The sequence below is a fragment of the Veillonella sp. CAG:933 genome (genome assembly GCF_000431435.1).
Taxonomy (GTDB): domain Bacteria; phylum Bacillota; class Negativicutes; order Veillonellales; family Veillonellaceae; genus Veillonella_A.
Genome location: NZ_HF986217.1, coordinates 7,001 through 21,267, shown reverse-complemented (window position 1 = coordinate 21,267; position 14,267 = coordinate 7,001). Strand labels below are relative to the sequence as shown.

The following is a 14,267-nucleotide window of genomic DNA, read 5'->3' as shown; positions in this document are numbered from 1 at the left end:
ATGGCAACACCGTTAAGGCCCCAGTCACCGATACCCAAAATAGCTTCCGCATCGGTTACGACGATTAAATTAATATCACGGCCATAAGCTGCATTTTTCAAAGCGTCTTCCATATTTTCCGGGTTATCAATCGATAAAAAGGCGGAATTCTGCGGAGTCGTATAATATTCGCTGTAATTGCGAATCGTATCGGCAATACATGGGTCATATACAATCGGCAAAAAATCTTCCACATGCTGGCTGAACAAATAGTAGAACAAGGTACGGTTATGGCTAAACACCTTCATTAGGAAATGGCGTTTATCCACATCGTTAGTTTTCATAGACATAGCTTGATATGCTTGAGCGGCCTGCTCTTCAATGGTCTGAATTTTGTCGGGAATCATACCATTTAACTTAAATAGTTCACGTTCTTCAGCACTGAATGCCGTTCCCTTATTCAAAAAAGGGTCATTAATAATATCATATGCATTTTTCATATAAATCCTCCTTCTGAATTACCGCTAATTCAAAAACAAAAAATTACATACGTTATCAGGGTATTATGAACGCCGATAATTGATAAACTAATTCAGTATCAAAACATGCTATATCGATATATTTAAACTTCTCTTCTTTAATTATACAATAAATATTACCACCATGGTCAAACACCTTTTTAATAAAGAAAACAATTTCACAAATTGCATAAAAAAGTATCCGGCAGAGTAAGTAATAATGTCTATCAAAAAAGCAGAGACCGTATCAATGATACAATCTCTGCTCTATAGATTTGAAATTAAACTCAGCTTGTTAAAATATAAGCCATTTAAAACTTACTCTGTTTAATTTCAGATTATTTAATTATAAACCCGCTTCTTTGCGAAGAACATCAGCTTTATCAGTGTGTTCCCAAGGCAAATCAACATCGGTACGACCAAAGTGACCGTAAGCTGCCGTCTGATGATAGATTGGACGGAGCAAATCAAGCATTTCAATAATGCCGGCCGGACGAAGGTCAAAATGTTTCTTAACGAGTTCGCCGATTTGCTGTTCGGAGATTTTACCGGTACCGAAAGTTTCTACCATGATGGATACAGGTTTAGCTACGCCGATAGCATAAGCAATCTGAATTTCACATTTATCGGCAAGACCGGCTGCTACGATGTTTTTAGCTACGTAACGAGCTGCATAGGCCGCACTGCGGTCAACTTTTGTAGGATCCTTGCCGGAGAATGCACCGCCGCCGTGACGAGCCATGCCGCCGTAAGTATCAACGATAATCTTACGACCTGTTAAGCCGGCGTCGCCTTGCGGACCGCCAATTACGAAACGACCGGTTGGGTTAATGAAGAATTTAGTGTTTTCATCAACAAAACCTTCCGGTAATACCGGTTTGATAACCAATTCTTTAAGGTCTGCTTCGATTTGTTCACGGGATACTTCAGGACCGTGCTGCGTGGAAATTACGATGGTTTCAATACGTTTAGGCACGCCGTCAACGTATTCAACAGTTACCTGAGTTTTACCGTCCGGACGAAGGTAAGGCAAAGTGCCGTCTTTACGAACTTTGGTCAATTGACGGGATAAGCGATGTGCAAGAGCAATCGGCATTGGCATGAATTCTTCGGTTTCGTTAGTTGCATAACCGAACATCATCCCTTGGTCGCCGGCACCGATTTTATCAAATTTATCTGCGCCGCCTTCACGAGTTTCCAACGCATCGTCTACACCCATAGCGATATCGGCAGATTGTTCGTCAATAGCTACATTAACGCCGCAAGTATCGCAGTCAAAACCGTATTTAGCACGAGTGTACCCGATTTCGCGAATCGTTTCACGAACAATATGATTAATATCTACATAACAGTTAGTGGAAATTTCACCCACTACATGAACTTGACCTGTTGTTACAAGTGTTTCACATGCTACATGTGCCGTTGGATCTTGCGCAATAATCGCATCAAGTACGGCGTCTGAAATTTGGTCAGCGATTTTATCTGGATGACCTTCCGTTACGGATTCAGATGTGAAAAATACATGTTTTTCAGCCATTTACCCTTTACCTCCATAAAAAAATTCCTCATCAGCCAAGCGATGAGGAATATAACCCCATCTTTCGGCATATACCGTCGGACTTAGCACCTTTTCACATGAATGGTTGCTGTAGCTTCACAGGGCCTTTCCCTCCACTACTCTTGATGAGACAAAAATTACTATTAATTTAATTGTGATAGTTTATATCACTGATTTATTATACTATGGAATTACAATTCTGCCAAGGCTGAAATAATTCGCTTAGCGACATCACTTTTTGTCATAAGTGGCAATTGCATAATTTGACCACCCGGATAAATAAAAGTAACTTCATTGGTATCAACGTTAAAGCCTGCATTTTGTTTGCTTACATCATTAGCTACGAGCATATCAAGATTTTTGTTAAGTACTTTTGATTTGCCGTACTCGATGACATTTTGTGTTTCCGCTGCAAAGCCGATAAGTTTTTGATGAGTTTTATTCGCACCTAGACCTTTCAAGATATCCGGATTCTTAACGAGTTTAAGCTCTAAGGTATCCATTTTTTTGATTTTGGTATCTGCCATGTTCTCCACGCGAAAATCCGCTACAGCTGCCGCCATAATTACGGCATCACAGTTTTCATAACGACTGTTAACGGCTTCTTCCATATCGCGAGCTGAGTCAACAGGCACAAATTCCACGCCATACGGCACCGGCAATGCGCTCGGTGCCGATATTAAAATCGTACGAGCCCCGGCCAAAGCTGCTTGTTCGGCCACAGCGTAACCCATTTTGCCGCTGGAACGATTGCCGATAAAGCGGACCGGATCGATCGCTTCTTGCGTGCCGCCGGCCGTAACAATAACAGTTTTACCTTCCAGCAAATCACTTTTCATCATATGGAAGGACAACCATTCCACAATTTTAGCCGGTTCCGGTAAACGGCCCTTACCGACTATACCGCAAGCCAAGTGACCGCTGTCGGCTTCCAAAATATGCATCCCCAACTCACGTAAGGTTTTCATATTGCGCTGTGTAATCGGGTTTTCATACATATTAGTATTCATCGCCGGACATAAGAAAATAGGCGCTTCGGTAGCCAATAGCTGCGTAGTCAACATATCATCAGCAATTCCGGCTGACATTTTGCCAAGCACATTAGCCGTAGCCGGTGCCACTAAATAGGCATCGGCCCATCGGGCTAATGAAATATGCTCCACATTCCAATCATGTACATCTTCAAACATTTTAACAGCCACCGGATGGCCGCTGATTTCGCCGAAAGTCATAGGTGATACAAACTTGGTGGCGTTTTCTGTCATAACGACTTTAACTTCCGCTCCCAATTTACGTAAGCGGCTAACCACCTCTACAGCTTTATAGGCAGCAATACCGCCCGATACGCCTACAATTATGTGTTTATTTTTCATCCTCTGCCCCTGTTGGAATTAAAATTTAATTATTTAATACCGTCTTTGGTACGTGTAAAACCGATTTTATCTTCCGCAATTTCATGTAATGCTACCGATACCGGATTATCTGTATCGAGACCGGACACTAAAGCATGATCACCATCGGTAAGCTCACGAGCACGTTTCGCTGCCAAAGTAACCAAAGTGTATTTACTGTCTACATGTTTTTCCAAGTCCTTTAATAAAGGTTTTACCATCATAACGCATTACTCCTTTTTCCCACCATACTGTTTATAAATGTACTGGATTTTTTCTTTATTTCGTTTAATTTTGCAAGCTTCAGCCCGTAAAATAGACGCAACTTTTTCAACCGCATCGGGCAACACATCATTTACTACGATATAGTCATAGCGGTGAGCCAACGCAAGTTCCGAACTGGCTTTCGATAAGCGCTTATCAATGACATCGGCCGCATCCGTCCCGCGATCGCGCAAACGATTCGATAAAATATCTAAAGACGGCGGTACGATATAAATAAAAACGGCTTCGCTAAAGCGCTCCTTAACTTGCATAGCACCTTGAATATCAATTTCCAAAATAACGCTCTTACCTTCTGACAACAAGTCCATTACATGTTGTTTTGGCGTACCGTAAAAATTGTCGTACACCTGTGCATATTCAAGAAATGCATCTTCTTTAATTAAACGCTGAAACTCTTCTTTATCTCTAAAAAAGTAGCTAACCCCTTCTTCTTCACCGACACGGGGTGCACGAGTTGTCATCGATACGGAATATACAAGATTAGGCATTTGCTGGCGAAGGGCCGCACAAATTGTGCCTTTACCCGCACCCGAAGGGCCGGATAAGACAATTAAGATTCCTCTATCCGACATAATAACACCTACGCTTCCGTTGTTTCAGACGGTGTAGCCTGTACAATACGATGTGCTACGGTTTCCGGTTGGATAGCGGATAAAACGATTTGACCGCTGTCCATAACGAGAACGGCACGAGTCTTACGACCATATGTGGCGTCAACGAGCACGCTCTTTTCGCGAGCATCTTGAATCATTCGCTTAATAGGAGCCGATTCAGGACTGATAATCGCAATGAGGCGATTTGCTGAAACCATATTACCAAACCCGATGTTTAAAAGTTTTGTATTCATACTTAGTGACTCCTTACTCTACTACCTACTCTATGTTTTGAATTTGCTCTCTTATCTTCTCTAATTCACATTTCAATACTACAACGCGGTCAGTAATTTCTAAATCAGATCCTTTTGATCCCATCGTATTTACTTCACGATTCATTTCCTGTAACAAGAAATCTAATTTACGGCCAATCGGTTGATTCTCTTTGAGTGTGTCTTTTAATTGTACCACATGTGAGCCAAAACGTACAATTTCTTCTGTAATATCTGTTTTGTCACTCATAATGGCTACTTCCTGCAAAAATCTATCCATGTTGATATCTAAATCAGTTTTAGCCAAGGTTGCTTCAATGCGTTGCTGCAAACGTGTTTCATATTTCTTTACAGCTGCTGTTTTGTTGGCATCTACGGCATTTAACACATCTTCCAGTTTGGTAATACGACTTTCGATTTCGTTTGCTAAATGTTCCCCTTCGGCAGCCCGCATGGTTATTACGCCGGTGAGAGCATCACCTAATGCCTTCAAAGCTGTTTCTTGAAGCTTCGATTCTTCAAAAGGAACATCTTCTAAAAGAAGCCAATCCTGAGATACGGTCATCATATCTCGCAAGGCCACTTTCTTAATATCTTGAGCAAAACCGTTTTTTACCAAAAACTCGCGAATCTGCAATGCCAATGATTCATTCACGGTAAAAACTTTTTCCCGATCCCGTGTATTGCGTAGCGAAATATTGACTTCCACTTTGCCGCGTTGCAATACACTTTTAATCTGACGGCGCAGCTCATTTTCAAAAAAATTCAACGTGGACGGCATATTAATATGCAGATCCAAAAACCTTGAATTAACCGTTTTTATTTCAACCGTAATCTGTAATGCCTCATCAGCGGCTATACCACGACCGAAGCCCGTCATGCTGTTCATAATAAAATAGGTCCTTTCCTTTAATTTTCGTCAATTTTCCTTATTTTTAGATTATTTTCTTATTGTTTAAATTTTAACATGTTAGGCCTATAGGGTAAAGCGTTCAAATAGGTCATAAGTGTGATATACTTAAATAATAAGTATGTTTAGTAAAGGAGCAATTTATGAATTTAGATGGCTTAACCTTAGCCGTTTTGACCAAAGAACTTTCCGATCAATTAGTGACCGGTCAAATCCAGCGGCTATTACAAATAGATAAAACCACAATCGTTTTAAAAGTTAATACTCACCAGGGTAATAAAGACCTGGTTATTACGGCCGGCAATTTACCGGCTTGTTATCTCAGCCACGGCATTACGGATTTACCGAAAGAACCGACTGCGCTTTGCATGTTTTTACGCAAACATTTGGAAGGCGCTCGTATTACGGCAATCAAGCAATTGAACGGTGACCGAATTCTGCGTATCAATGCAGACAAGCTGGCACTTGACGGTTCCCTTATTTCAAATCGGATTTACATTGAGCTAATGGGCAAATATTCCAACTGTATTTTCGTTCAAGACGGCCAGATTCTGGAAGCACTCATTCACGTTACACCGCTCATGAACCGCGAACGTTCCATCGCACCTAAACTCACTTATGAGTTACCGCCGAACAGCGAACGGGGCAGCCTTTTTGAGTTCAGCAACGAAGAAATCGGTGAATTACTTCACAACTTCGGTCAAGGCACCGTAGCCGAAACAATTCGTCGTATTTTTAACGGTTTCGGTCCGGCTCTATTAAAAGAGGTGTGTTATGAAGCCGGTGTAACCGAAAAAACGGAGTTCACATCACTCGCTGCGGAACAAATTACATCTCTTGCAGCGGCTCTCATCAATTTAAAAACGGCTATTAATGATGCCAAGCAATTATATGAATACGAAAATGCGAACCATAAAAAGTTTTACAGCCCTGTGCCTCTTACCTATTTATTGGCGCAAGGGGGTCAGTTAACGGCTACCTACGATTCCATCTCACAACCGCTTGAAGTAGCCGTTGTAAAACAAGGTGGCATCAATACGACCACTCGTGAATTGGAACGAACTTTAGAACAAGCTATCAAAAAAGAAGAACTCCGTCACAGTAAGATTGAAGCGGAACTTAACGATAGCTCCAAAGCCGATGAATATAAGGCGTTTGGCGATTTATTGATGATTAACGCCTATCGCGATACGCAATATGAACCAAATATCACCTTAGACAATATTTTAGTAAACCCCGTTGAACCGATTACCATTCCCCTCGTGCCGGAATTAACCGTTGTAGAGAATGCGCAAAACTATTACAAACTCTATACGAAGTTAAAAAATCGTAAACAAAGCGGTTTATATCAATTAGAGCAAAGTAGTCGTCGCATTGACTATCTTCAGTCCGTTTTATACAGTTTAACCATTGCCGACAGCAAGGAAACGGTTCAAGAAATCTACAATGAATGTGAACAGGCCGGGCTTTTGAAAAAATCTAAAAAGCCGATTAGTTATAAGGCACCGAAACATAATTTCATGCATTTTCAAATTGACGGCGGTGAAATTTTCATCGGTCGAAACAATCAGCAGAATGAATATTTAACCCATCGTTTCGCCAAGCCTGATGATATGTGGTTTCATACTTTGCAGGTACAAGGCAGTCATGTTATCTTACGCACCCAAGGTGGCGAACCAACCGATGAAATGCTTACCTTAGCCGCCCGCTATGCCGCCTATTTCAGCCGGGCTCGCGAGTCCTCTAAAGTCGCTGTCGATTACACCCCGGTTAAATTTATAAAAAAACCACCGGCATCGCCATTAGGCTTTGTTATTTATACGAATCAGAAAACAGCGGTAATTGACCCGAAAGAACCGGTATTAAATAAAGAAACGAATCTCTACGAATAAGCAAAAAAGCTCTCAGGAAATCCCCTATACCAAGTATAGCAAGGATGCTTCCTGAGAGTTTCTTTATTTAATGCTTACAATGACCGGCATTGTCAACAAAATCGCTAAAAATAACGTAATTAATCGCGATTGGATTGTTTTAAGCTTTCGCGGTTTTGGCGCAAGCTTTCCAAAGTTTTTTCCAAATTGTTTTCAATATAACGCATTACATCTTGAGCATATTGAATAGAACTGTTTTTCAATTCTTCGGAAGACTGGTTAGCCAAGGTGATAATTTGGTTAGCCTGAGTCTGAGCCTGTTTAACAAGTTCGCTTTCTTCCGTCAATTTTGCAATATAATCTTTGGCCTGCGCAATCAAAGTATCGGCTTGACGCTGTGCATCTGCCAAAATTTTATCTTTTTCAGCCATAATACGGCGGGATTCTTCAAGCTCCAACGGCAAAGATTCATTAATGGCATCTAAGACACGCATAATTTCTTCTTCTTCAATGACACGTTTGGTGGTCATAGGAATGCGACCACTGGTTTCAATTAAATTTTCCAAATCTTCTAAAAGTTTTTCTGTTTTCATTCTCGCCACTCCTATTAGTACTATTCACTACGATTCGCAAATTTTGCTTCTAACGCTTCTTTTACTGCATCCGGAACTAAGCCGTCAAGACGACCATTAAATCGCGCTAATTCGCGAATTCCCGTGGAACTGACAAATGAATACTTATTATTCGTCATGATAAAAACGGTTTCAATATCGTCATCCAAAAACTTTGAAAATAAAGCTCGTTGGAATTCATATTCAAAATCAGCAAGCGCTCGCAAGCCTCGAATAATCATAATACTGTTTTTTGATTTTGCATAATCAATTAACAGACCTGATGCACAATCCACTTCAACATTAGGTATATGGGCTACGGAGGCTTTAATCAATTCAACTCGCTCATCTTGAGTAAACAAATTATTTTTATTCGGATTAGTTAAAACCGCCACAATCAACTTATCTACAAGCTTACTCGCTCGTTCAAAAATATCGACATGCCCGTTTGTCACAGGGTCAAAACTCCCTGGGCAAATGCCTATACGCACTATATTAGCTCCTTTCAAGCTCATAGGGTACACAATACGTCACCTTCGTATAACCAAAGCGTTGTTCCCTAACAAGGCTCCAACCTTCCGGCAATACAAGCGGTTCGTTTTCATGATGCTCCACAATAAGCATTCCATTTTCTTTTAGTAATTGCTGATTCACGACTACAGCCAACGTTGCGGCCACAAAACCTTGTTCATATGGCGGATCCGCAAAAATATAATCAAACTGACGACCGGCTAACTGTTTAGCCGCCGTTTCAATCGATGTTGGTATCACTTCAACCGCGTCTTCCATATGACAATGCTCAATGTTCGCTTTAATAATTCGAGCTGTCCGTTTATCAACGCATACGGCCAGTGAGGCACCGCGACTGATGGCTTCCAATCCGAAAGCGCCTGTACCGGAGAAAAAATCAAGTACGGTGGACTCAATCAGACCGTAATTAGTCAGTATATTAAAAATACTCTCCCTCACACGATCCTGTGTGGGTCTCGTACTCATCCCTTTCGGAGCTTTCAATATATGACCTTTGGCACGTCCTGCAATAATTCTCATACTTCCCTCTTTATGCCTACACTTGTCTTTTAATTATAGTATATAATGTTCCAAAATAAAAGTACATTCCTAGGGAAAAATTATTATAAGAACATTTCATCTTTCAAGTTGCGCCCCATCAGCTCCATAAGTGCTGTTTGAGGCGATTTTTGATGGTATAAAACTTCGTATAAAGCTTCTGTTATAGGTAAATCCAATTCTTTTGCTTTAGCTATTTCATACACCGTTTTTACGGCAAAAAAGCCTTCTACCACCATATTGGAGTGATTCATTATATAATCCATAGTTTCACCGGCTGCCAATTTCTGACCCGCTGCGCGGTTACGACTATGACGACTCATACAAGTGGTAATCAAATCGCCCATACCGGCGAGCCCGGCATAAGTTTCGCGACGTGCCCCCATAGCCACACCAAATTTGGTCATCTCGTGAAGACCACGTGTCAAAAGAGCTGACTTACAATTATCACCAAGCTTCATACCGTCTGCAATACCGGCCGCCAAGGCGATAATATTCTTCGTTGTGGCTGCCAGTTCTACGCCCGTCATATCTTCATTCACATAGACCCGGAAATTAACAGTACTTAAAGCCTGTTGCACTTGCTCCGCCGTTGGTACCGTTCGTGCCGCTACAACCGTTGCAGCCGGTAAATCACGGCCTATTTCCTCCGCATGATTAGGGCCGGATAAAATAGCTAAATGCTCCGTAATATGGCCTACCACCTCGTCAGCCACTTCGGATAAACGCTTACCCGTCTCTCGTTCAATCCCCTTAGAGCAAATAACTACCGTCGTTTTCTCAGAAATATATGGGGCAAACTGTTTCAGTGTATCACGCACATAAATAGACGGCGTCACAATCAAAAGAATATCACTGTTTTCGGCCACTACAGCCGGTACATGACTGATATTTAAGTTTTCCGGCAAGGCAACACCGGCCAAATATTCTTTATTATCACGATCCGCCTTTAAGCGGGTCGCCTGCTCTTCACGGCGACAGTAAAGCCAAGCCTCATTGCCGGCTTGAGCACTTTTACAAGCCAGCGCAGTGCCCCAGCTGCCGGATCCTATAATTCCTATTTTCATTTAGAATCATCACGCTCCGTCCGTTCAACTTTTAATTCCTGACCGCGCAAAAGACGCATAATATTTTCACGATGACGTAAAATTACGAATAAAGCGGCCACCGTGCCGAATACGATATACCATAAAGGTTCACCGAAGACAACCATCAAAATCGGTACCAACGCGGCCCCTACGATAGAGCCTAAGGACACATATTTGGTAAAGTACACGATAACGGCCCATGTAGCAAAACAAATAGCCGAAATCAAAGGTACTAAAAATATCAACACCCCGAGACCGGTCGCTACACCACGACCACCTTTAAAGCCCAAAAATACCGACCAATTATGGCCTACCATAGCTAAAATGCCACCTAAAAGCATCAAATTCGGTTCCGGCGAAAAAATAGCAACCCCTGCCATACCTTTACCGGCATCGCAGAGAAATACCGGTAAAGCTGCCTTCATGCCCAGTACGCGATACGTATTCGTAGCACCGATATTTTTACTGCCGTATAAACGGACATCTGTATTGAAAAATAATTTACCGATAATTAAACCGCTGGGAATGGAGCCTAAAAGATATGCCACGACTGCCAATCCAATAATAGTCATAGTATCCATTAGTCGTCATCATTTCCCTTCTTACCGCGTAATATCAAGCGAATCGGGGTACCTTCAAAACCGAAGGACTCACGAAGTCTGTTTTCCAAAAAACGCATATAGGAGAAGTGAATTAATTCCGGTTCATTTACAAACAGTATAAAGGTCGGCGGTTTTACAGAAGCCTGTGTCATATAATAAATCTTCGGCAAACGGCCGCTTCTGGACGGTACCGGATTGACGTTCTGTGCATCCGATAATACTTGGTTCAACACGCTTGTAGAAATACGCATGTGTTGCTGTTCCGATACGAATTTAATTAAATCGGCTAAACGATGGATACGCTGTTTCGTCAATGCGGAAGCAAAAAGAATCGGCGCATAACGCAAAAAGCCCATTTCATCGTAAATATCTTCCGTGTAACGGATGGTCGTTTTATCGTCTTTTTCTACTAAATCCCATTTGTTGACTACGATGATAATCCCTTTACCGGCTTCATGGGCATAACCGGCAATTTTCTTATCCTGCTCGGTAACACCATCCACGCCGTCCAATACGAGAACAACGATGTCAGCTCTATCTACGGAACGCAGGGAACGAACGATACTGTAACGTTCTACCGGTGCATCGATTTTTGCTTTACGACGCATACCGGCCGTATCGATAAGCACAAACTTCTGGCCCTCATGTGTCCAATGCGTATCGATGGAGTCACGAGTTGTACCGGCTACATCACTTACAATAACACGGTCCTGACCCAATAAAGCATTTGTTAACGATGATTTACCTACATTCGGACGACCGATTAAAGCTACATGAATAGTATCTTCTTCATCTTCAGCCGTTGCCGAATCAGGGAAGTGTTTTACCACATCATCCAATAAATCGCCAAGGTTCATTAAGTTTTTAGCGGAAATACCGATAGGATCGCCAATACCTAAATTGTAAAATTCATAAATGTTGGCTTCCTGATTTACACTGTCAATTTTATTAACAACCAATAATACCGGTTTACCGCTGGCACGCAAAATATTCGCTACTTCTTCGTCAGCCGGTACGATACCTTGTTTGCCGTCAACGACAAATAAAATAACATCCGCTTCTTCGATAGCAAGTTGCGCCTGTAAACGCATCATTTTAGGAATTACATGACTGTCGGCGGTGATGAATTCAATCCCGCCCGTATCAATCATGGTAAATTCTCGGTTAAGCCATTCCGCATCAAAGTAAATTCTATCGCGCGTTACGCCCGGAATATCTTCAACAATGGAAATTCGTTTATTTACAATGGCGTTAAACAATGTAGATTTTCCCACATTAGGACGCCCTACCACTGCTACTAATGGTTTTGCCATATTGTCACCTCAATTTTTACATAAATTATCACACTATATTGTAACATATATAAAGCAATCCATAAAGAAGGGATAATGCAAAAGGAGCCATAAAGGGCCAAGCCCTTTATAGCTCCTTATATAAGCGCTACGCGCTATTGGTTACAATTATTCAGCGTCGGATTCAGCTGTTGCAACTGGTTCCATTAACTCAGTTAAAGCAAGGCCAAGTTTCTTTTCATCTTTATTAAGAGAAATAACTTTAACTTCTACTTCTTTACCACGAGTCAAGTAGTCTTCTACTTTAGCATTACGCTGTTTAGTGATCTGAGAAATGTGAAGTAAACCTTGGATGTCGTCGTTAACAGCTACGAATGCACCGTAAGCTACCAAACGAACTACTTTACCGGTAAGAACGTCGCCAACTTTGATAGTTTCTTCAGCTACGTCCCATGGGCTCTTAGTCAATGCTTTCAAGGATAAGGAAAGTTTGTTGCTTTCTGCATCAAAGGATTGCAATTTAACTTCGATTTCCTGGCCTACGGACAATACGTCTTCAACGCGTTTGATTTTGTGCCAAGAAATGTCGGAAATGTGAAGTAAACCTTCGATACCGCCGATATCAACGAAAGCACCATAAGGCATAATTTTACGAACAATACCTTTATAGTTATCGCCAACATGAATGTTTTTCAAGGCTTCTTCCAATTTAGCCTGGCGAGCTACTTCCAATACAGCACGACGGGAAAGAACCAAACGGTTTTTCTTTTCGTCGATTTCCAATACCTTAGCTTCGAATTCAGTACCTACTAAGCTATCGAGAGATTTAACGAAGTGTACATCCCCTTGGGAAAGTGGAATAAAACCACGAAGGGATTTAACAGTTACAACAAGACCTGCAGGGATAGCGTCCACACCTTTACAGATGATTGGTTCGTCTTTTTCCTGAGCTTCCTGTACATACTGCCAATCTTCGTCTTTAGCCAAACGAGTGATGGACAAGTAGATAGGATTGTCTTCCTTGATGTGGTTCATAATAACGGCTTTAATCTGATCGCCTTCTTTGAGCACGTCTTTAGCAGAGGCAGGTGCCGGATATGCGATTTCAGTACGATTCAAGGTTGCTTCTGTTTTGTAACCGAAAGAAACATATGCTTTGTCGTCTTCTACGGATACAACAGTACCTTCTACTACAGTGCCTTTCTTAAAGTCTTCTGCCCAGTCAGCTTCGTTAGCTAACAATTGTTCAAATTCATTCATTGTGTCAATGACCTCCTTAATTATCCAGTCGGGTGTCGATGCACCGGCTGTAACCCCTACCGTTTGAACATGGTTGAACCAGTCCAATTGTAATTCAGCAGCGGTCTCTATATGGTAAGTAGTACATCCAACGTCACGACAGACCTCTGCTAATCTGTTTGTGTTGCCGCTGTTCTTACCGCCTACCACAATCATAAGGTCCACCGTTTTTGCAAGTTCTACCGCCGAATTTTGACGTTCTTGAGTAGCTGTGCAAATCGTTTTGAAAACCTTTAGATTTTGAGTTTTTTCCTCTAATATATCTATTATACTTTGAAATTTAAATTGTGAAAAGGTAGTTTGTACAACTACACCCCTATTTTCCACGAAAGGCAGAATTTTAGCTTTTTCTTCAGTTTCTATAACTATGCCTTTGTTTTGTGCCCACAAATTGATGCTAATTACCTCAGGATGCTTTTTTTCGCCTAAAATGACAAGTGACATTCCCGAGTCAATGACTGATTTTGCATCTTGTTGAGCTTTTTTTACATGGGGACATGTTGCGTCCACCACTTTAAGTCCTTTATCGGTCGCTTCTTCATACACCGCCGGTCCCACACCGTGGGATCGGATGATTACCGTGCCGCCGGGAATTTCATCCAGCGAATCCACGGCATACACGCCATGTTCTTCCAAATTGGAAACCACTTGCGGATTATGAATGATAGGACCTAAGGTATAACTGCGCTCTAACTGATCTGATGTGTCTTGAGCCATATTAACAGCTCTCTTCACACCATAACAAAAACCGCAATTTTCTGCAATACGAATTTCCACGCCTGACTCCTTATCGTTTAAAATCCGGATGAGCCGCCCGATAGTCAGCCATAAGACCTTCCAGAGCCACCCTGACTTTATCATTTAATTCGGCAATGGCTTCCGGTGTAGGTTTTGCTTTCGCTACGGGAATCGGTTTACCGATTACGGCAG

Annotated in this window: 14 protein-coding genes, 1 pseudogene and 1 riboswitch; of the genes and pseudogenes, 1 reads left to right on the top strand and 14 read right to left on the bottom strand. The window is 41.7% G+C overall.

Translation table 11 applies throughout. The annotated features are described in order from the left end of the window. The 7 genes and pseudogenes from QZL64_RS09660 to QZL64_RS09630 form a co-directional block, all read right to left on the bottom strand. Positions 1–479, bottom strand: a pseudogene (locus QZL64_RS09660) (NAD-dependent malic enzyme); the annotation flags it as partial. 364 nt (positions 480–843) lie between these two features. Beyond that, positions 844–2,034 carry a methionine adenosyltransferase gene (gene metK, locus QZL64_RS09655; protein WP_021841791.1) on the bottom strand — a complete coding sequence of 397 codons (1,191 nt, stop codon included), beginning with the start codon at positions 2,032–2,034 and terminating at the stop codon, positions 844–846. Between the two features lie 54 nt (positions 2,035–2,088). After that, positions 2,089–2,187, bottom strand: a riboswitch (SAM riboswitch). A gap of 59 nt (positions 2,188–2,246) precedes the next feature. Next, the gene (gene coaBC / locus QZL64_RS09650; protein ID WP_021841790.1) at positions 2,247–3,428 is read right to left on the bottom strand and encodes a bifunctional phosphopantothenoylcysteine decarboxylase/phosphopantothenate--cysteine ligase CoaBC; all 1,182 of its coding nucleotides are present in this window, start codon (positions 3,426–3,428) and stop codon (positions 2,247–2,249) included. Between the two features lie 29 nt (positions 3,429–3,457). Next, the gene (rpoZ, locus tag QZL64_RS09645; RefSeq protein ID WP_021841789.1) at positions 3,458–3,670 is read right to left on the bottom strand and encodes a DNA-directed RNA polymerase subunit omega; all 213 of its coding nucleotides are present in this window, start codon (positions 3,668–3,670) and stop codon (positions 3,458–3,460) included. 6 nt (positions 3,671–3,676) lie between these two features. Beyond that, a complete protein-coding gene (gmk, locus tag QZL64_RS09640) occupies positions 3,677–4,303 on the bottom strand; it encodes a guanylate kinase (protein WP_021841788.1) in 627 nt (208 codons plus the stop codon). Positions 4,304–4,311: 8 nt separating this feature from the next. Further along, positions 4,312–4,578: an extracellular matrix/biofilm regulator RemA gene (gene remA, locus QZL64_RS09635; RefSeq protein WP_006556813.1), complete on the bottom strand. Its 267-nt coding sequence runs from the start codon at positions 4,576–4,578 to the stop codon at positions 4,312–4,314. 25 nt (positions 4,579–4,603) lie between these two features. After that, positions 4,604–5,485 carry a YicC/YloC family endoribonuclease gene (locus QZL64_RS09630; protein ID WP_021841787.1) on the bottom strand — a complete coding sequence of 294 codons (882 nt, stop codon included), beginning with the start codon at positions 5,483–5,485 and terminating at the stop codon, positions 4,604–4,606. Between the two features lie 164 nt (positions 5,486–5,649). Between QZL64_RS09630 and QZL64_RS09625 the strand changes: the two genes are divergently transcribed. Next, on the top strand, positions 5,650–7,398 hold the full coding sequence (locus QZL64_RS09625; protein ID WP_021841786.1) for an Rqc2 family fibronectin-binding protein: 1,749 nt from the start codon (positions 5,650–5,652) through the stop codon (positions 7,396–7,398). A 119-nt stretch (positions 7,399–7,517) separates the two neighbouring features. Here the strand turns inward: QZL64_RS09625 and QZL64_RS09620 are convergent, their stop codons facing one another. From QZL64_RS09620 to QZL64_RS09590, 7 genes are all read right to left on the bottom strand, one after another. Next, positions 7,518–7,970, bottom strand: a complete 453-nt coding sequence (locus QZL64_RS09620; protein ID WP_021841785.1) for a hypothetical protein — start codon at positions 7,968–7,970, stop codon at positions 7,518–7,520. A 20-nt stretch (positions 7,971–7,990) separates the two neighbouring features. Further along, positions 7,991–8,479 (bottom strand): pantetheine-phosphate adenylyltransferase, encoded by a 489-nt coding sequence (coaD, locus tag QZL64_RS09615; RefSeq protein WP_021841784.1) that lies wholly within the window; start codon positions 8,477–8,479, stop codon positions 7,991–7,993. Between the two features lie 4 nt (positions 8,480–8,483). Then, complete coding sequence (gene rsmD, locus QZL64_RS09610) at positions 8,484–9,038, bottom strand: 16S rRNA (guanine(966)-N(2))-methyltransferase RsmD (protein ID WP_021841783.1); 555 nt, start codon at positions 9,036–9,038, stop codon at positions 8,484–8,486. 83 nt (positions 9,039–9,121) lie between these two features. After that, a complete protein-coding gene (locus QZL64_RS09605; protein ID WP_021841782.1) occupies positions 9,122–10,123 on the bottom strand; it encodes an NAD(P)H-dependent glycerol-3-phosphate dehydrogenase in 1,002 nt (333 codons plus the stop codon). Continuing rightward, on the bottom strand, positions 10,120–10,725 hold the full coding sequence (gene plsY, locus QZL64_RS09600; protein ID WP_021841781.1) for a glycerol-3-phosphate 1-O-acyltransferase PlsY: 606 nt from the start codon (positions 10,723–10,725) through the stop codon (positions 10,120–10,122). The genes QZL64_RS09605 and plsY overlap by 4 nt, the downstream gene beginning before the upstream one ends. Continuing rightward, on the bottom strand, positions 10,725–12,059 hold the full coding sequence (gene der, locus QZL64_RS09595) for a ribosome biogenesis GTPase Der (RefSeq protein WP_021841780.1): 1,335 nt from the start codon (positions 12,057–12,059) through the stop codon (positions 10,725–10,727). The genes plsY and der overlap by 1 nt, the downstream gene beginning before the upstream one ends. 147 nt (positions 12,060–12,206) lie before the next feature. Beyond that, the gene (locus QZL64_RS09590) at positions 12,207–14,114 is read right to left on the bottom strand and encodes a bifunctional 4-hydroxy-3-methylbut-2-enyl diphosphate reductase/30S ribosomal protein S1 (protein WP_021841779.1); all 1,908 of its coding nucleotides are present in this window, start codon (positions 14,112–14,114) and stop codon (positions 12,207–12,209) included. Positions 14,115–14,267: the final 153 nt, after the last annotated feature.

What these genes read in the sequence shown, in the direction of transcription:
- metK (WP_021841791.1), bottom strand. Translation starts at nt 2,034, where the DNA reads ATGGCTGAAAAACATGTATTTTTCACATCTGAATCCGTAACGGAAGGT.
- rsmD (WP_021841783.1), bottom strand. Translation starts at nt 9,038, where the DNA reads ATGAGAATTATTGCAGGACGTGCCAAAGGTCATATATTGAAAGCTCCG.
- coaBC (WP_021841790.1), bottom strand. Translation starts at nt 3,428, where the DNA reads ATGAAAAATAAACACATAATTGTAGGCGTATCGGGCGGTATTGCTGCC.
- remA (WP_006556813.1), bottom strand. Translation starts at nt 4,578, where the DNA reads ATGAATACAAAACTTTTAAACATCGGGTTTGGTAATATGGTTTCAGCA.
- rpoZ (WP_021841789.1), bottom strand. Translation starts at nt 3,670, where the DNA reads ATGATGGTAAAACCTTTATTAAAGGACTTGGAAAAACATGTAGACAGT.
- QZL64_RS09620 (WP_021841785.1), bottom strand. Translation starts at nt 7,970, where the DNA reads ATGAAAACAGAAAAACTTTTAGAAGATTTGGAAAATTTAATTGAAACC.
- der (WP_021841780.1), bottom strand. Translation starts at nt 12,059, where the DNA reads ATGGCAAAACCATTAGTAGCAGTGGTAGGGCGTCCTAATGTGGGAAAA.
- plsY (WP_021841781.1), bottom strand. Translation starts at nt 10,725, where the DNA reads ATGGATACTATGACTATTATTGGATTGGCAGTCGTGGCATATCTTTTA.
- QZL64_RS09625 (WP_021841786.1), top strand. Translation starts at nt 5,650, where the DNA reads ATGAATTTAGATGGCTTAACCTTAGCCGTTTTGACCAAAGAACTTTCC.
- QZL64_RS09605 (WP_021841782.1), bottom strand. Translation starts at nt 10,123, where the DNA reads ATGAAAATAGGAATTATAGGATCCGGCAGCTGGGGCACTGCGCTGGCT.
- QZL64_RS09630 (WP_021841787.1), bottom strand. Translation starts at nt 5,485, where the DNA reads ATGAACAGCATGACGGGCTTCGGTCGTGGTATAGCCGCTGATGAGGCA.
- gmk (WP_021841788.1), bottom strand. Translation starts at nt 4,303, where the DNA reads ATGTCGGATAGAGGAATCTTAATTGTCTTATCCGGCCCTTCGGGTGCG.